The 14,984-nt window shown below is 33.1% G+C and carries 23 protein-coding genes and 1 pseudogene; 6 read left to right on the plus strand and 18 right to left on the minus strand.

The features are described from left to right. Nucleotides 1-505: 505 nt before the first annotated feature. From IGJ41_RS08860 to IGJ41_RS08885, 6 genes and pseudogenes are all read right to left on the minus strand, one after another. A pseudogene (locus IGJ41_RS08860) lies at nucleotides 506-917 on the minus strand (RusA family crossover junction endodeoxyribonuclease). Next, nucleotides 914-1,771, minus strand: a complete 858-nt coding sequence (locus tag IGJ41_RS08865; RefSeq protein WP_002364343.1) for a helix-turn-helix domain-containing protein — start codon at nucleotides 1,769-1,771, stop codon at nucleotides 914-916. The pseudogene IGJ41_RS08860 and the gene IGJ41_RS08865 overlap by 4 nt, the downstream one beginning before the upstream one ends. Then, on the minus strand, nucleotides 1,771-1,971 hold the full coding sequence (locus IGJ41_RS08870) for a hypothetical protein (protein WP_002357010.1): 201 nt from the start codon (nucleotides 1,969-1,971) through the stop codon (nucleotides 1,771-1,773). Before IGJ41_RS08870 ends, IGJ41_RS08865 begins: the two co-directional genes overlap by 1 nt. Nucleotides 1,972-1,975: 4 nt before the next feature. Next, on the minus strand, nucleotides 1,976-2,617 hold the full coding sequence (locus tag IGJ41_RS08875; protein WP_002364344.1) for a putative HNHc nuclease: 642 nt from the start codon (nucleotides 2,615-2,617) through the stop codon (nucleotides 1,976-1,978). 4 nt (nucleotides 2,618-2,621) lie between these two features. Beyond that, the gene (locus tag IGJ41_RS08880; protein WP_002364345.1) at nucleotides 2,622-3,356 is read right to left on the minus strand and encodes an ERF family protein; all 735 of its coding nucleotides are present in this window, start codon (nucleotides 3,354-3,356) and stop codon (nucleotides 2,622-2,624) included. After that, nucleotides 3,349-3,666, minus strand: a complete 318-nt coding sequence (locus IGJ41_RS08885; protein ID WP_002357007.1) for a hypothetical protein — start codon at nucleotides 3,664-3,666, stop codon at nucleotides 3,349-3,351. Before IGJ41_RS08885 ends, IGJ41_RS08880 begins: the two co-directional genes overlap by 8 nt. A 219-nt stretch (nucleotides 3,667-3,885) precedes the next feature. Between IGJ41_RS08885 and IGJ41_RS08890 the strand changes: the two genes are divergently transcribed. Then, nucleotides 3,886-4,440 (plus strand): hypothetical protein, encoded by a 555-nt coding sequence (locus IGJ41_RS08890; protein ID WP_002357006.1) that lies wholly within the window; start codon nucleotides 3,886-3,888, stop codon nucleotides 4,438-4,440. Nucleotides 4,441-4,724: 284 nt separating this feature from the next. Here the strand turns inward: IGJ41_RS08890 and IGJ41_RS08895 are convergent, their stop codons facing one another. Together IGJ41_RS08895 and IGJ41_RS08900 are read right to left on the minus strand one after the other, a co-directional pair. Further along, nucleotides 4,725-5,063 (minus strand): hypothetical protein, encoded by a 339-nt coding sequence (locus IGJ41_RS08895; protein ID WP_002364347.1) that lies wholly within the window; start codon nucleotides 5,061-5,063, stop codon nucleotides 4,725-4,727. 36 nt (nucleotides 5,064-5,099) lie between these two features. Then, entirely contained in the window at nucleotides 5,100-5,309 is a 210-nt protein-coding gene (locus IGJ41_RS08900; RefSeq protein WP_002399426.1) for a hypothetical protein, read from the minus strand. Between the two features lie 54 nt (nucleotides 5,310-5,363). On the opposite strand from IGJ41_RS08900, the gene IGJ41_RS08905 reads away from it, so the two are divergent. Continuing rightward, on the plus strand, nucleotides 5,364-5,552 hold the full coding sequence (locus IGJ41_RS08905; protein WP_002364350.1) for a YegP family protein: 189 nt from the start codon (nucleotides 5,364-5,366) through the stop codon (nucleotides 5,550-5,552). Between the two features lie 25 nt (nucleotides 5,553-5,577). Here IGJ41_RS08905 and IGJ41_RS08910 read toward each other — a convergent pair whose 3' ends face one another. The 5 genes from IGJ41_RS08910 to IGJ41_RS08930 form a co-directional block, all read right to left on the minus strand. Continuing rightward, nucleotides 5,578-6,303, minus strand: coding sequence for a Rha family transcriptional regulator (locus IGJ41_RS08910; protein ID WP_002364352.1), 726 nt, complete (start codon nucleotides 6,301-6,303; stop codon nucleotides 5,578-5,580). 38 nt (nucleotides 6,304-6,341) lie between these two features. Next, nucleotides 6,342-6,653: a hypothetical protein gene (locus tag IGJ41_RS08915; RefSeq protein WP_002381719.1), complete on the minus strand. Its 312-nt coding sequence runs from the start codon at nucleotides 6,651-6,653 to the stop codon at nucleotides 6,342-6,344. An 11-nt stretch (nucleotides 6,654-6,664) separates the two neighbouring features. Then, nucleotides 6,665-6,832, minus strand: coding sequence for a hypothetical protein (locus tag IGJ41_RS08920; RefSeq protein ID WP_002388204.1), 168 nt, complete (start codon nucleotides 6,830-6,832; stop codon nucleotides 6,665-6,667). Nucleotides 6,833-7,249: 417 nt separating this feature from the next. Beyond that, nucleotides 7,250-7,447, minus strand: a complete 198-nt coding sequence (locus tag IGJ41_RS08925) for a hypothetical protein (protein ID WP_010712611.1) — start codon at nucleotides 7,445-7,447, stop codon at nucleotides 7,250-7,252. A 12-nt stretch (nucleotides 7,448-7,459) separates the two neighbouring features. After that, nucleotides 7,460-7,642: a hypothetical protein gene (locus IGJ41_RS08930; protein ID WP_002358110.1), complete on the minus strand. Its 183-nt coding sequence runs from the start codon at nucleotides 7,640-7,642 to the stop codon at nucleotides 7,460-7,462. 297 nt (nucleotides 7,643-7,939) lie between these two features. Between IGJ41_RS08930 and IGJ41_RS08935 the strand changes: the two genes are divergently transcribed. The 4 genes from IGJ41_RS08935 (at nucleotide 7,940) to IGJ41_RS08950 (ending at nucleotide 10,645) form a co-directional block, all read left to right on the plus strand. Further along, on the plus strand, nucleotides 7,940-8,272 hold the full coding sequence (locus IGJ41_RS08935; protein ID WP_002392358.1) for a helix-turn-helix domain-containing protein: 333 nt from the start codon (nucleotides 7,940-7,942) through the stop codon (nucleotides 8,270-8,272). A gap of 17 nt (nucleotides 8,273-8,289) precedes the next feature. Continuing rightward, a complete protein-coding gene (locus IGJ41_RS08940) occupies nucleotides 8,290-8,634 on the plus strand; it encodes an ImmA/IrrE family metallo-endopeptidase (RefSeq protein WP_002378467.1) in 345 nt (114 codons plus the stop codon). A 34-nt stretch (nucleotides 8,635-8,668) separates the two neighbouring features. Further along, nucleotides 8,669-9,397 (plus strand): ion transporter, encoded by a 729-nt coding sequence (locus IGJ41_RS08945; protein WP_010784612.1) that lies wholly within the window; start codon nucleotides 8,669-8,671, stop codon nucleotides 9,395-9,397. Between the two features lie 99 nt (nucleotides 9,398-9,496). Further along, complete coding sequence (locus IGJ41_RS08950; RefSeq protein ID WP_438714288.1) at nucleotides 9,497-10,645, plus strand: tyrosine-type recombinase/integrase; 1,149 nt, start codon at nucleotides 9,497-9,499, stop codon at nucleotides 10,643-10,645. Nucleotides 10,646-10,672: 27 nt separating this feature from the next. Here IGJ41_RS08950 and comGD read toward each other — a convergent pair whose 3' ends face one another. From comGD to IGJ41_RS08975, 5 genes are all read right to left on the minus strand, one after another. After that, nucleotides 10,673-11,116: a competence type IV pilus minor pilin ComGD gene (gene comGD, locus IGJ41_RS08955; protein ID WP_002388212.1), complete on the minus strand. Its 444-nt coding sequence runs from the start codon at nucleotides 11,114-11,116 to the stop codon at nucleotides 10,673-10,675. Next, nucleotides 11,113-11,388: a competence type IV pilus major pilin ComGC gene (comGC, locus tag IGJ41_RS08960; protein WP_002356991.1), complete on the minus strand. Its 276-nt coding sequence runs from the start codon at nucleotides 11,386-11,388 to the stop codon at nucleotides 11,113-11,115. The genes comGD and comGC overlap by 4 nt, the downstream gene beginning before the upstream one ends. Further along, a complete protein-coding gene (gene comGB, locus IGJ41_RS08965; protein WP_078127068.1) occupies nucleotides 11,388-12,434 on the minus strand; it encodes a competence type IV pilus assembly protein ComGB in 1,047 nt (348 codons plus the stop codon). The genes comGC and comGB overlap by 1 nt, the downstream gene beginning before the upstream one ends. Next, nucleotides 12,391-13,359, minus strand: a complete 969-nt coding sequence (gene comGA / locus IGJ41_RS08970; protein WP_078127069.1) for a competence type IV pilus ATPase ComGA — start codon at nucleotides 13,357-13,359, stop codon at nucleotides 12,391-12,393. Before comGA ends, comGB begins: the two co-directional genes overlap by 44 nt. A 238-nt stretch (nucleotides 13,360-13,597) precedes the next feature. Beyond that, complete coding sequence (locus IGJ41_RS08975; protein WP_173963917.1) at nucleotides 13,598-14,926, minus strand: APC family permease; 1,329 nt, start codon at nucleotides 14,924-14,926, stop codon at nucleotides 13,598-13,600. Between the last annotated feature and the right edge of the window lie 58 nt (nucleotides 14,927-14,984).

The raw sequence follows: 14,984 nt of genomic DNA on the forward strand, positions 1-14,984 counted from the left end.
ATCTATTTTTCAATGGTATAATCACTTTAACTTTCTTGGGGATTTTATTTATGAAATAAATTTCCTCCTTTTCTACATTAACTTCTGGTAAACAGTTAATAGTAGTACACGTCTCTGCAAGAGATTTATTGTCGATTTTTAATCGGCTTTTTAATAGCACTTTATTTGGGGAAAGTGCTAACTCACACCTAAAGAACAACTGGCGGAAAACAGTTGTTTCTACCACATAAGTCAGCTAGTGGTCAGCTGGCTTTTTTTGTTGCCTTAAATTTCATAGTAATGTATTATTAATTGTCTCTATCTGAGATGAAAATGTATCTATAACTAGCTAGCGGAAACTAGTTAGTTTTTTTATACTATTTTTTATTGGTTTTAAAACTACTTAGCCTTTTTATATAAATGTGAACGTCGAATAATTGAATATTAAATTCTTTAAATTTAAGCATCTTCTTTACTCGCTTTCTAACCGAATAATTCTCTTTGATCTGTTTACCCGTTTTACCCACTACACTTGTTCCTCCAAACTTGTAATTTCTAGTTCTGTTCGTGGTCGCATACTGTACAACTTTTGACAAACCATTACAGCAATTTGACCATCGTTTTTATATAAAATACCTTCGGCAGCATCAGTGACTGCTTTGAAATAATTATCCAAGTCAGGTTTCTTATCGCAATATTTCCGCTCTAATTTCACTTCTAAGCGTTTCTTTTTAGAACTTAATAGTATTTATTTTAGGGGTAGCGATGTAAAACGTAATATGCGCAAAAATAGCCCCTTTTTCAATCAATTCTGGTTTTGCCTTTTGTTTATAGGCACCCATAGCGCTATCTTCATAGGTTTGGACATAATTCCCACGTCTTGCAAACCTCGGGCGACTTTGCAGTTTTCGTTCAATTGGCAGGATAATTCGCATCATTTCCCCTCCAAGTATTCTTTTATTTGCCTATCAAGTTCAGCTTGCTTTTCTGGTGATAGTTTCTCCTCTTCTTTTTTTGGTTCATTTACCCAATCTGGCAACTTCTCTTGTCTAACTGGATTATTTGAATATCTTACTTGCGTTGCCGTTTCAGACAAGTCGTATTCATCGTTAAAACGTTCATCACGTATCCAGCGGAACAATTCTTGTGGATGATACCAGTCGTTTAATTTGATATACTTAAGATAAGCTTTGTATCCTGTTTTAAACCGTTCGAAGTCTTCATCTGACTTAATTTTCTTTAAGAATTGCTCTTTGGCTTTTTTCTTATTGGTTTTCTTCGGATATGTTTTCCAAACCTTTTCAAATAATTCAGACATGGTTGAACTTTGTTCAACACTATATATATTCTTTGTATTATTCTTTGTATTATTAATTAATGTATTATTCTCTGTGAAGTTTTCTTCACTAGGGGTAGTGAAATTTTCTTCATCCCCCTCCTGATGATTTTTTCCATAGGTGATGAAATTTTCTTCACTAGGGGTGTAAAATTCTGTATCAGTTGGATACGGTAAGATATAGATATGTCTCCGATCTACCATTTTGCTGTTTGGCTTATAAAAAATTTGCATTTTTATATAGTTTCTTTCTTCTAACTGTTTCAGCCATGAAATAATTGTTCGCTTGCTAACGTTATACAGATTTGCAAAATATTGATTCGTTGCCCAACAATAGCCTTTTTCATTTGCTAATGCCGTTAGCTCTCCATACAATAATTTTGCATTCCCATTTAAGTGGTTATCATAGCGAACAATCGCTGGGATAATGGCGTAATATCCTCTATGTTCATTCACTAGTTATCCTCCTCATCAACAACGACCGTATAAACATATTTATGCTTAATTTCTCCGTTAACGACTTTTTTTATTGTTTGTGCTTCAATAGCTATTCCTTTACCATTTCTTGAACCGATATAGACAAATGCTAATAGTTCAAAAAATAGTTTTTGACTCGATGTTAATTGCCTGTATTTTTCAAGTAATTCCTCTACCAAACTGTTAACCTCCGATATTCAACTTCTTACGTTCTTCAACGTTTAGTTTTACTGGTTTAATTTGATACTTGTTTAAAAAGTTCTTAGTACCTATCTGATGTTCTTCTTGATGATGTTGACGACAACCAGCGTAAAAAGTAAATGTTTCGTGATTAATCTTTTGACGATTTCGCCCCATACCGACTACCTCGATATGACAAACATCGGCATGTTTCCCACAAATACAACACTTACGGTATTTAAGGCAGTAATAAAACCATTTGTTATTTTCTAGCAAGTATTGGTATCTCTTTTCTAGTGGTACATCATTTTTCAAAATGAATTCGATTAAAAAACTAATCCATTCTGTTGCTTCATGTCGTGTAGCCTTACTATGTTCAAAATACACGCCACTTTTAGCTTCGTAGTAATACTTTAAAACTTCCTCTATCCATTTGGGTTCGTCATAACTCCAACGAGCTATATCAGCTATTAAAACGTGAGAAAGTGCATTCTGTTTTTGAGACATTTGTCGATTATCTAATAGTTCAACTTTTACTAAATTGTCATCGTTGTTAGCTAGGAGTTTGAGGAAATTCGAGTTGATCTCATCCTCAAACTCAATCGCCAATTTATTTCCTTTGTGTTTTATGATTTTTCCAATCATTCAATCACTTCTTATCTTCTTGAACCTTCTGCCTAGATTCATAAAAATTTATCCACTTCGCAAGCAATTTAGAAATAACACCATAATCATAAGCACTATATTCTTCAAATGCTTTTTTAGGATTCAAATCAGAATCATTTATAGCTAACGATTTCACAGCTTCAAATTCTTGCCCTGCCAGCTCGGCTACTCTACTAATTGATGCGTTCAACATATCAATTTGCCGTTCAGTAATTGCAGTATTTTTTAACTGTTCTTTTTGGTATTTATCAGGATCGTCATCATCTGTTGCGATATTAAAAAATTTCAATAAAAAATATTTTTCCGCATACGTTAGTGCTTTTCCTACACCCTTTTCTCCTTCAATATCTACTCCTTGGCTATACCATGAACAAGCAACAATCTCAGAAGGATTATGAATATTAATCCATGTCATCATTAACTCTAGCTCTGTAAAATACGTTGTACGTTTTTTGGCTACAGGCTCTTTCTTTACTTTATCCGCTTTCCATACCTCATCTTGTGATTCCCGAACTTGATGAGCAACAATTTCTGGCTTCAAAATTAATCCAACTTGATTTATGACTGTATTTAATGCGGATAGTACATCGCTTGACCCCACATAGCTGTACTGCTGGCCACGTTTACTTTTTTGAATATATGGTGCTTTTTGTCTCACATACGCTAATTTTTGATAAACATTCAACTTAGAAAAATCTGTTTTGGTTGCTTCAGCCATTCAATAAGCCCTCCTTATATCTTTTTCCTGAACTCACATATTCAATTAAATACACGTTTTCTTCGCCTAATTCTTCTATCAAATCAACGATTGTATCTTGTGTAGCAATTTTTTTACAGGTGAGTACTGGTTGTCCTGTATAAAGACATTTCATTGCAAAAGTTAGCTCAAACACACCGTCTTCATCAGCAATTTCATTTCCAAAACAATCAGTAGTGTCCACTGGATCATCTTCATAGGTTTCCTTATATAGTTTTTCAGTCGGCTCTGTTAAATATCTATCTAGTACATTAGCTTCTCTACGATTCATTCACAAAACCTCTTTTCTGTGTTAAAATTTTTCTAGTATAATTTTGTATGCGACTATTTGTTTGGCGGCTTAAGTCGCTTTTTTGTCGTCATGCGACACCTCTGCGCTCTTTTTATTGCTGGTACCATAAATCAGCAATTTTTGGGGCTTGCTTTAGTTTTTCTTTTCTTGTCATTTAATTCTACCTACTTTCTTTGCCATACTTTAACTTGAAAGGTGATGAATAATTTGAAAAAATATTTTGATGTTTTTGTAAAATGTGTAACTACTATCGGAGCTTTATTTGCTATTTGGAATGTGATGCAAAACAACAATCAAATAAAAAAAGTTAATTATGAAAATGAGCAAAATATAAAGTTAGAACAATCAAAAAATATTTCTGTTTGGAACAATGAACAATCAAATAAAAATAGCCCCATATCGCTCGAAAAAATTCCAAATGTGATAGCTAATAATTCGAATCAAGCACCAGTATATAAAGTATTTGTTATTTCTATTCCTAATAAAATAGACAATGATTCATTATCTAAAAAAGTATCTTTCGCTTCAGAATTTAACAGCTATAAATATTTAGAAACTCTGCCACCAGGAAAAGTCGAATTAAGTCTTCCTGTTTTACCAAATGCTATGGGGGGCATTCATGGTGTACCTATAATATTTTTTACGGATTTTAGAAATGTTGAATGGTATAGGGATCAACAAGGGCGCCTCATGGAGTATCCCAAATACGAAACTTTTTTAAATAAAAATGGAATTAATCCACCATATCGTTAAAAATTGTCAATATCGCTAAAACAATTAATACAATAGATGCAACCGAAATTAATAAGCCGACAGAGTCATATAAGAAATTTGTAGGACTTTTCTTTATAATATTTATCCATGACACTAGCGAATCCCCTATAAAAAATGCCATGATTAACAACATTGATATTAAAAACGTTCCGATAAATTTTTTCATACAGAAGTACCTACCTTTAATAAATTTGAAATACTCCTCTCTTATAAACAGCTTGGAGTATTTACTTTTTTTGCTTGGTTTAACTTTTCTTTTCTAGTCATTTCAACTCACCTCGAAAAATCTTCGATAATATATCCATCAAATCGTTTGGATCATCTGTGACAAAAGTATGTGTATTTTTAGTCGTAGTTTCTGTTGCAATACCGTACATCTCCTTTAATAAACGATGTTTTAGACAATCACAATCTGATTGTTCCAGTTTTTCTTTTGTTAGTGTATATTGGCTATGTGCAGCAATGGCTACTATCGTGCCTTTTCCAACTTGAGATATTGCCATCTCTCCTTCTAAATCGATAGCTGCCAAAGATAAAGCTACATCTTCTTTCTGGCATTCTTTTGCTAGTTTTTTAATCAATTTTTGAATTTTATCGTTCATTTTGGTATACTCTCCTTAGTTCATTTTGTATGTGTCCTAATCGTTGGCAGACGATTGGGGCTTTTTATTTTGTCTTTTTTGAAAATGCTGATACTCCGCTTCATCCCAGTTGAAAAACCAACGGATAAAAAGAGGTACACTTATTGTTGCCAACACTGGAACTGAAAAGTGGCTTTTCAATAACACACCTAGCGCAATCATCAATAAAAATGCGCCTATCAATCGTGATTCACGTATTGCTTTCATATTTACCCTCCTATAGTTTTTTTGATATAATTCAGTTGAAAGTGGGGTGTCAAAATGTTTTTTGTAATAAAGAAAGCTTCTAATAAAAAATACTATTTTGTAATTAAAACCGAAGAAAATGAAGTAATCGCATCAAGTAAGACTTATTACTATAAATCTTCTGTTTTAGAAATTATTGAATCCATCAAAAGTAATATGGATCAAAAAGCTATTATTGTTGACACTACTTTTAACTGGGGATAAGTTAAGGCTTATCCTTTTATCATTGCTATCCTATTTCTTTAAACATATCTCCATTACCATTAGCCATATCAATTCTTGCTTGTAATTCTAAGTTAGGCTTCCATCTAGGAATTAGAGCTAAAGCTTCTTCATATCGAACTTTTGGAATGTCTACATAAGAGGCTACATCGAATAATGCTTTCAATTGTTTATAGCAATTACTAAAGGCTGATTGCTTAATACTTGAATCCTGATAAGCCAATGTTTTTTTGCCACCTAATACTTTGATAACAGTTGATGAAACTAGCCCTTGTATCTTTCGTTGTTGGCTTCTATTAATTGTAGTTTCTGTTTCTAGCTTATCTAAACGTTGATTTACAAGAGTCAATCCACGTTCATGTTTTAACGCAGCTTCTAATAACAATTCTGTGTTATTAATCGGTAAGTTTGATTGAGTTTTAAGCAATTCCTCCATTTGGTTAAAAGCTTCAATGTATTTCAGTTTGAATGAATCTGCTTTTTTTCCAGTGAATCCAAATACAATGAAAGAAAAGCCATCTCGATTCATGTAGTACAATCTTTGTTTTCTACCTCTTGAATCTTTGTATTCTCCTTCAGCAAACATGTTTTGGTAATAAGCCGAATTTTCGGCCGATTGAATTTTAGCCTCTATTGCTTCAATAACATGCTTATGTTGTTTTTCAAATACTTCAGCAACTTGTAAACTAGTTGTTACTGCTTGTTGGTTTTTCATAATTACTAAGTTGTCCATTTTTTCCTCCTTAAATTGTTTCTGTATCGCTCTTTCCTTTAATCCCAATGATTCATGATGTCATTACAAATTTTTATAGCTTCTTTAGCAGGCCAATATCTTTTTCCCTTGCTAGTACCAGGCTTTCTTTTCTCGATCATTTGCATACGTTTATCTTTTACAAAATTTTGTTCAACTTCAGGAACAGACATTGAATACCTTGACGATAATTGTTTGATGTCTAAATACTCGGCACGTTCATTTAAACCTTGGCTAGCTTCATCTATTACTTGCTCAAACATTTTTCTTAGAATCTTTTCTATAATGTTGTATAGAAAGTTTTTTGAAGATGAATCTAGAAAATTTTCCATTCTAATCACTCCTATCTGATATTTAATATTTTTTGAACTTGCTCTTCTGAACGTCTACGAACACAAAGAATATCTGACAAGTAAGGACTTGAAATTCCCAGTAGTTTCGATAACCAAGATTGGGTTTTCCCTGCGCGAATTAGAGCTGCTCTTACACCAATTTCTAGGTCTTGTGACATTTAATCACTTCGCTTTCTTTTTTGATATAATTTCCTTATCAGCACTAGCATGCTGAAATAATTGATAAGGGGGTGAGGTAATGTATAATGTTGTAGAAAAATCTATTCCCTTTTTAGAAAAATATTCTTTTTGGGTGTCGATAGCGTTATTTTTATTTTGGGTTATCCAAAAGAAAAGTAAGCTGTATATTTCTTATTTAACTAATAAAGCCAAGAACAATTATGAACGGAAGTATTTTGAAATTTTTGCATACAATGAAAAAAATAAAAATCATCAAATAAAATTAACTAGTAGCTGGCTTGACCTTTACAAAAGTTACTGGAAAAGAACGAACAATACTCTACTTTTGTCATTTATTTTTGCGTATATTTCTTTCAATACAACATCTTATTTTAGAAACGATTCAGATAATTTTTTTAAACTATTAACCATTTCCACAAGTCTGTTCCTAGCTGGATTAACATACATCCAACAACTATACCGAGAATAAAGATGAATATTTGAACAAATAAAGATTCTTTATATCTATTTTTCGCCTTAGTATCTTCTGCCAAAGTACTAAGGCTGTTTGCAATGCTTTCCAAAGCCGTTACTATACGCAGCTTAGATTCCATTTAGAACTCCCCCTATCTGATTTTGTAATAAGCAATAATATCGGTCATTTGCTTAAGATGTTTTTCTGGATTGTTAAGGATTTTACGTAGATATTGTTCTGTAATCCCTAAAGCACTTGCTACATCAGGAATCTCCCATTGATTTTTCTCAAAGTGATTCAAAATTTTTTGGCGTGTTTCTTGAATATTTGCCATGCTTTTTTTCTCCTTTATCTAAATTAGTAGACAAATTAATCAACTAATTTCTAAATTTAGTTGACATAAATAGATTAATAATCTATACTAAAAACATAACTAAATAAGACATTGAAACATTGATTTGTAGCTTTCTTGGCGGTTAGCATTTATTTATCAATATTGTTTTTTATTGTCTTTTTAGTTGATTAACTTGTTTACAAAACATAGTATAGATTAATAATATAAATAAGTCAACTTTTTTTACATTATTTATCTAAACTTTTTTTGTGAGCATTCAGAAAGGTTGAAAAATCAATGAATACTTACGAAATAATAAAAGACTTAGCTAAAGAAAAAGGAATTTCTATTAGACAATTGGAAATAAATTTTGGCTACTCTAATGGATATATCGGTAGTTGGAAAAGACAAACACCCAATTCTAATGAATTAAGTCGCTTAGCAGACTACTTTGATGTATCTGTAGATTATCTATTGGGAAGAACTGATAATACTAAAGCAACTGATGAAAAAAAATCTGATGATTTAGATGATGTACTGGATAACGTCATGAGTTTTGACGGTGAACCACTTGATGATCATGACAGAGAAGTTATTCGTGCTTACTTAAAAGGAAGATTCGGAAAATAATTTTAAGGTTGTGCTATATGAAAAGTATCAAAGAGTTGGTGGAAGAATATGAAGTAGAGTTAGTTTTCGCTCCAATAAATAAACGCGCATGTTACGAGCCAGTCAAAAGAATAATTTTCGTAAATCAAAATTTATCTATCGAAGAACAAGAAGAGTCTATATTCCATGAGTTCAAACATGTTGTCTCCCATTCGGATTATATTGAGTTATATAAAATTCCTTCTTTTAGAAATAAGATGGAAGCTGAGGCAGATTATCATATGTTTAAATGTCTTATTGAAAAACATGACGGGCAATTTAATTATTCTAATGTGATTACTCATTACAATTTAAAGATGGGACAGGAAACTTATTTAAATTAAAAAAGCTTGGTATTTAGAGAGTGAGAGAATTTCATTGAAGATAAATCAAAAAATCTATAATTACTCTGTTGTTATCTTAGCATTAATTTCAATTGCTTTAGTTATTTTTGATTTTTCAAATGTTATTAATATTAGTGATCCACCATTTAACATTATTGATAATTTTATCTTAATCACATTTACAATTGACTACATTGTTAGATTCATTATTTCAAAAAATAAAATCAAATTTTTTAAAGAAAATATTTTTGATCTGATTGCAATAATTCCTTTTGATGCTATTTTTTCTTTCTTTAGAATCGCTAGGTTATTTCGAATAGCTAAAATAGCTAGACTTGCAAAGCTAACAAGAGCGATAGGTGTGGTTGGCAAATTAACAAGAAACACTAAATCATTTTTAAATACGAATGGATTTTTAAACGTGATTTATTTAAGCTCAGTTCTTATTGTTATTTCAGCAATGATTTACTCATATGCAGAAAATGTCCCGTATATTGATGCATTTTGGTGGGCTTTAGTGACAACAACTACTGTTGGTTATGGCGATATTTCACCAGCTACGCCATTAGGTAGAGTTGCAGCAATCATTTTAATGATTTTAGGAATTGGATTTATTGGTATGCTTACTTCAACTATTACAGAATATTTTAATAAAAGTAATAATGAAGATGAAGAATCAAATGATAAAATTGAAATACTAATTAATAAAATTGATCAATTAGAAACTACGATTGAACAACTAAAAGAGGAAATAAAAAAATAACGCACCCTCTCCGACCAAGAAGTTAGTGCGTTAAAAATAGAAACAAAATAGGCTTATTTTGTTACGCCTATTTTACCACAAAGAAAAGGACGTGAAAATATGGCGAAACTAAATTGGTCCAAAAAATACAAATATGTTTTTTCTTACTCAAATAAAAAAGGAACTTTTTGGGGATATCGCTATCCTTATTACAACTCTCTAAAACACCGAAAAGAAGCTAGCAAACGTGGATTTGAAAGCGAAAGAGCAGCGAATAAAGCATTGCTAAAAATCCAATATGCTTTAGAAAAACAAAACACTTCCTTCATCGAAAATAAACAACTCACCATAGATGAATGGATCGATGTATGGATACCTTACGCCCAAGACAATTGGAGTGTTTCAACTAAACAAAACATTGAATCTGCTATCAAATTTCACATATCACCATTAATTGGAAATCAAAAACTATCTTCTTTAAATAAGATTACCTATAAACGAGAATTTATTGATAAATTAAGACAAAAAAACAAATATACAGAATCTACCATCCAAACTTGGCATAAAATTGTAATGAGGATGATTAACGCTGCAGTACACAATCAAATCATCCCTAGCAACACTCTAACAGGCTTTAAATTTGATTTAAGTAATAATGTTCGTTCGTTCTCTAAAAAGGAATTACAGCGATTTGTGGCGGTTTTAGAAAACGAAGATATTCAAATACAAGTTATATTTTTGACTCTGCTAAAATCTGGAATGAGAAAAGGTGAATTGATGGGGCTTCGTTGGAATGATATTGATTTAAACGAAAAATATTTCGATATCAATTCTACACGTGGTGATTACGGTGAAAACAAACCTAAAACAAAAACCAGTATTCGTAAAGTTTATTTTGACAACTCATTACTCACTTTAATAAAAAAATACAAAAATCACGAGAAAGAACGGCTTCTTAGAGAAGGTATAATTTTAAGAGAAAAGGACTATTTTATTTTAAGTTCTCGAAATTTACCTATCAAACAATCAAGAATTACGTATATATTTCGCCTGTTATGTGAAAAGGCAGAAGTTCAAAACATAACCGTGCACGGGCTAAGACATACACATGCAACGTTTCTAATTGAAGCAGGAGCAAACATTAAATATGTTTCAACCAGGTTGGGACACAAGAATATTAATATAACTTTGGATGTTTATAGCGATGTATTAAAAGAAGAAGAAAAAGAAACAGCTGATATGATGGATAAACTTATTGAGAACTTGTGATTTGTGGTAAAACTGTGGTAAAAACATTCAAAACCATTGATATATAAGCACTCTACCACTCCCCATCTGAAATTGTAAAATAAGTTGCTGTTTCTTTTCAGTCCAAGTAAAAATATATTTCACTAAACGGCCATTGTTCCCTGACGAATGAAGAAAACTGAGCTTGCTTGGACCACTCACTGTCATTTTTTCAGGTACAGCTAGCGAAGTCCTTCGAGCTGATTGGTTCAATTTATCAGGAAATGAAAAGCTTTGTTGTTCTTCAAAAAACCAAACTTCTTGTGTTTCCTCTAAAACAATTGCTTGCTGTTGCGCAAAACGAAGTTGTTTTTCTACCGTAGCAAGAAACTGTTCAATTTTTAACGTTTCTTGCCAGCGGTGAATAGCGAGTGTTGGGAGCATAGTCATAAAGCAAACAATCGTTAAACTAGCAAGTGTTTCCATTAATGTGAATCCTGCTGACTTGTTCATTGCTTTTCTGCTGTATATTTATCTAACTGCTCTTTAGTAATGTAGCCTTCGTTGACTAATTCATTTAAGGAAGGCGTCTTATTTTTTTCTAGTGTATAGAGCTCGATTTGTGATTCCACAATTTTTACGATTGCTTCATTGCCTTTTTTATCAACTGTTTCTTTATGTTTCGCTAAGTTAGGGACAAAAAGTAAAATCAATACGGAAATAATCAATAAGACAATCAACATTTCTAATAATGTAAAACCTGCGTATTTTTGTTTCTTTTTCATTATAAAACTCCTTCCATATTGCCATAAATAGGCAGCAACATTGCCCCATAAACACCGATAATTAAACAAGCAATTATGATAAAAATAAATGGTTGAACAAGAGTAATGACTCGTTCAATTTTTTTGAAAAAACCTTGGAAACAGACATTACTATAAACCATCAACTCCTTGCCTAATTTTCCTTTTACTTCTCCTTGTTGAATCATTAAACCCAATGCTTTTGTAAAAAAAGGATAAGCAGCTAATTGTCTATGTAAGGTTTCTCCAACTAGCAGACCTTCACTAATTGCTCCAGCTAATTCTTTCATTAAGGGGTAATTGGTTGTATGGCGCATCAAATCGATGACCTCTTTCATTTCTAATCCTTGCGCAAGCAACTTCCCCCATTCTAGTGCAAAAAAAGCACTGACGTATTCCCGATAAAGGCCACGGATAATTGGCAGTTTCAGATATACGAAGGCCCGCTGAATAGCAGACTGATGCTTCAAATAACGGTTTAAAATGAAGAAACTAAATGAGAGGACAAAAACTAAGGTAACCAGAATATATGGACTGTAAACAATCAGAAGAATCCCAATATTTTTAGAATAACTATTGGCATCATTTTCCATTAATTGGGGCAATAAAAATTGCCGAATACCAACAATGACGAGAATCAAAAAAACAATCAGGAGCAGCGGATAACTAATTATTTTATAGAACTGTTGCCGATATTTTTCCGTTTGAAAAAAATGTTTGGAAATCGCTTGTAGTGTCCCTACCAAATCCCCGTGTGCAGTAGCAAACGACAATTGTGCCGAGACCATTGTTGAAAATCCTAATTCTTCGACTAAAGCTTGTAAGGCAACGCCTGAGGAAAAGCCTTCAACTAAAAAAGTTATACTGCGCTGAGGTAAGGCGTTTGATTTTTTCATGAAGGAAAAACTTTCTTGTATATTAAAACCATTTGCAAGCAAATCCGCTAATAGTTTCAGAAAAAGCTGCTGTTGTTTTTTCGTTAATTTATTCGATGGCTTGAAAATACGTTTTTTCTGTAATAAACCCATACGCCCACGCCTTTCTTAGATTCTTTTGCCAACTACTCTTTATAACGGCTTCCTTAAAGAAGAAATAATCATAAAGAATTCCTGCTACTTGTTCCTTATTAATCGTGGTTGTCAAAATCTGTTGATAAATGATACCTTGCAAGCATTCAGCCAATTCATGCTCTGGGCCACCTAATTCTATCAAACGCCGTTGCACTCCCAATAAGTTACGGGCGTGAATTGTCGCAAAAATAGTATGACCCGTTAAGGCGGCTCGAATAACTGCTTGAGCCGTCTCGCCATCACGAATTTCACCAATAATCAAAATATCAGGATGATGGCGCAAGCAAACTTTGATTAAGGCTTCATAAGTTAACTGAATTTTTTCATTTGTTTGCAACTGTAAAAACTGCTTTTCCTCAATTTCAACAGGATCCTCAATTGCTATCACTTGTTGTTCGCCACTTCTTTGTTTAGCCACACGATACATGGTTGTTGTTTTCCCGGAACCAACTGGCCCACTGAATAAATAAAGTCCTCGTTTCTGACAAGATGCTTCAATTTCATTTAGCTGGTGGGGAAAGAAAAAATGTTCAGCTTGTTTACCGAATCGGTGTAAAAAACGAATCACTAAGCTCTCTCGATTCTGAAAATCTCCCACAGATGATAAACGCAAGCGTTGCTTCGTCTCGCCAATTAGATAAGTTGTCGCACCTAATTGTGCTTTTCGTCTTTCTCCGACATCCATGCCGCCTATAAATTTAAAGTGGAAAATTAACTTTTCGCCTATTTCTGCGGAAACTTGTGTGTAAGGTGTCCGTTGCATCCCTGTCCGAAAAGAGATAGCTATTTCGGTATCATTGGGTAAAAAATAAACGTCTTGCGCCCCATGAAGGACGCCCCATTCAATTAATTGATGGGCCAATTTTTTTACATTTTCAGTCATTCATTTCCTCCTCTCACTAATAAACTACGCATTTATTTTATGATTTCAGCAAAAAAAGAACCTTCACCAATAAGATGAAGGTTCTTTTTTGAAGTTTGCGCTGTCCATCTATCTTCCCCAAAATAGTGGAACTACTAGACACTTAGTATTATACTAAAAAAATTTTGCGTTTAGTTTTCAAAAATTTCTCTGAATCACAAAATTTTTGAGAAAAACTATGAGAATCAGATCGGATCGTTTACATTTTTGGCTTCGTTTTTTGTTTATTAACTAAATAAACTGGAATTCCTAAAAGCGTAATCCCTATACCAATCAATGCTAAAATAGGTTGTGTGATACTCGTTGTAACCAAGATGAAGATACCACCTAGACTTGCGATAATTGGAATAATTGGATAGCCAGGAACTTTATACGGACGTTTTAATTCAGGTTCTCGTTTTCTTAAAATAAAAACAGCTAAGAAAATTAATAGATTAAACAGCCACATAACAAAAACTAACATATCCGTCAATAAATCGAAGGTCCCGAAAAACATCATGATAATGGCTACAGCTAACTGGAAAATTCCAGCAACGTAAGGAACAACAAAGCGTTTAGACAACTTTTGAAACTGACGACTAAAAGGCATCAGATTATCTAAGGCTAAGGCATAAGGAATCCGAATCCCTGTCATTGTGTAGCCGTTTAACGCACCATATACAGAGATTAAAATCCCAATAGTTACGATTTTGCCGCCAATTGGTCCAAAAATAGCCACAGAAGCATCCGAAGCTGCATTCAAATTCCCAGCGATTTGCTCAATTGGTAATGTTTTTAGAAACACAAAATTAATTAAAGCATAAATTAAAGTAATCAATAACAAACCAAAAATAATGGCTTTAGGCAAGTCTCTTTCTGGTCGCTTCATTTCACCAGCCACGTTACCCACACCTAGCCAGCCATCATAAGCAAACATGGTGGCAACTAAGGCGCCACTAAAAGCAACTAAAAAGCCAGTATTCGCTGTTGTTTCAATGGGAAAAAGCGAAACATCTACTTGTCCTGGAGTAAATAACCCCACTAAAGAAATCAAGGCAATTGGAATCAGTTTTACCACCAATGTCGTTGACTGGACCAAAGAAGCAATTTTTGTTCCTAATAAATTAATTACGGTGATACTAGTTCCCGCAAGAATGGCAATCGGGATCAATAAATTTGCCGATAGATGAAACAAATTGATTAGTTGTGTACTAAAAATAATGGATAACGCCGAAATGTTGGCAGGATAATAAATGATACTTTGTGCCCACCCTAAAAGAAAACCAGCTAATTTACCATATGTATATTCAATATACTTCACTGCGCCACCTGTTTCAGGGATTGCTGTAGCAAGTTCGGCGCTGGTTAATCCTGCACAAATGGTTAAGGCACCACCTAACACCCAAGCAAAAATAGCTAAACTAGCTGACTGTGCGTGTCCAACGACACTCGCAGCTTTAAAGAAAACACCAGCGCCAATCACCGTACCCATTACCGTGGATAACGCACCAAACGTTGTTATCTCTCTTTTTAATTGCTTTTTCTCCATAGACTCCCTCATTTCATCTAAAATAAACAAGCGTAACAAAATTTCCACTTTCTTGAAA

The sequence above is a fragment of the Enterococcus sp. DIV1537a genome, assembly GCF_051712085.1.
GTDB classification, from domain to species: Bacteria; Bacillota; Bacilli; order Lactobacillales; family Enterococcaceae; genus Enterococcus; species Enterococcus faecalis.

Coding starts and splice junctions, on each gene's coding strand:
- IGJ41_RS08950 (WP_438714288.1), top strand. CDS start 9,497: ATGGCGAAACTAAATTGGTCCAAAAAATACAAATATGTTTTTTCTTAC.
- comGA (WP_078127069.1), bottom strand. CDS start 13,359: ATGACTGAAAATGTAAAAAAATTGGCCCATCAATTAATTGAATGGGGC.
- IGJ41_RS08885 (WP_002357007.1), bottom strand. CDS start 3,666: ATGAATCGTAGAGAAGCTAATGTACTAGATAGATATTTAACAGAGCCG.
- IGJ41_RS08915 (WP_002381719.1), bottom strand. CDS start 6,653: ATGGAAAATTTTCTAGATTCATCTTCAAAAAACTTTCTATACAACATT.
- IGJ41_RS08930 (WP_002358110.1), bottom strand. CDS start 7,642: ATGGCAAATATTCAAGAAACACGCCAAAAAATTTTGAATCACTTTGAG.
- IGJ41_RS08920 (WP_002388204.1), bottom strand. CDS start 6,832: ATGTCACAAGACCTAGAAATTGGTGTAAGAGCAGCTCTAATTCGCGCA.
- IGJ41_RS08890 (WP_002357006.1), top strand. CDS start 3,886: ATGAATAATTTGAAAAAATATTTTGATGTTTTTGTAAAATGTGTAACT.
- IGJ41_RS08935 (WP_002392358.1), top strand. CDS start 7,940: ATGAATACTTACGAAATAATAAAAGACTTAGCTAAAGAAAAAGGAATT.
- IGJ41_RS08975 (WP_173963917.1), bottom strand. CDS start 14,926: ATGGAGAAAAAGCAATTAAAAAGAGAGATAACAACGTTTGGTGCGTTA.
- IGJ41_RS08900 (WP_002399426.1), bottom strand. CDS start 5,309: ATGAAAGCAATACGTGAATCACGATTGATAGGCGCATTTTTATTGATG.
- comGC (WP_002356991.1), bottom strand. CDS start 11,388: ATGAAAAAGAAACAAAAATACGCAGGTTTTACATTATTAGAAATGTTG.
- IGJ41_RS08925 (WP_010712611.1), bottom strand. CDS start 7,447: ATGGAATCTAAGCTGCGTATAGTAACGGCTTTGGAAAGCATTGCAAAC.
- IGJ41_RS08880 (WP_002364345.1), bottom strand. CDS start 3,356: ATGGCTGAAGCAACCAAAACAGATTTTTCTAAGTTGAATGTTTATCAA.
- comGD (WP_002388212.1), bottom strand. CDS start 11,116: ATGAACAAGTCAGCAGGATTCACATTAATGGAAACACTTGCTAGTTTA.
- IGJ41_RS08895 (WP_002364347.1), bottom strand. CDS start 5,063: ATGAACGATAAAATTCAAAAATTGATTAAAAAACTAGCAAAAGAATGC.
- IGJ41_RS08875 (WP_002364344.1), bottom strand. CDS start 2,617: ATGATTGGAAAAATCATAAAACACAAAGGAAATAAATTGGCGATTGAG.
- IGJ41_RS08910 (WP_002364352.1), bottom strand. CDS start 6,303: ATGGACAACTTAGTAATTATGAAAAACCAACAAGCAGTAACAACTAGT.
- IGJ41_RS08940 (WP_002378467.1), top strand. CDS start 8,290: ATGAAAAGTATCAAAGAGTTGGTGGAAGAATATGAAGTAGAGTTAGTT.
- IGJ41_RS08905 (WP_002364350.1), top strand. CDS start 5,364: ATGTTTTTTGTAATAAAGAAAGCTTCTAATAAAAAATACTATTTTGTA.
- comGB (WP_078127068.1), bottom strand. CDS start 12,434: ATGGGTTTATTACAGAAAAAACGTATTTTCAAGCCATCGAATAAATTA.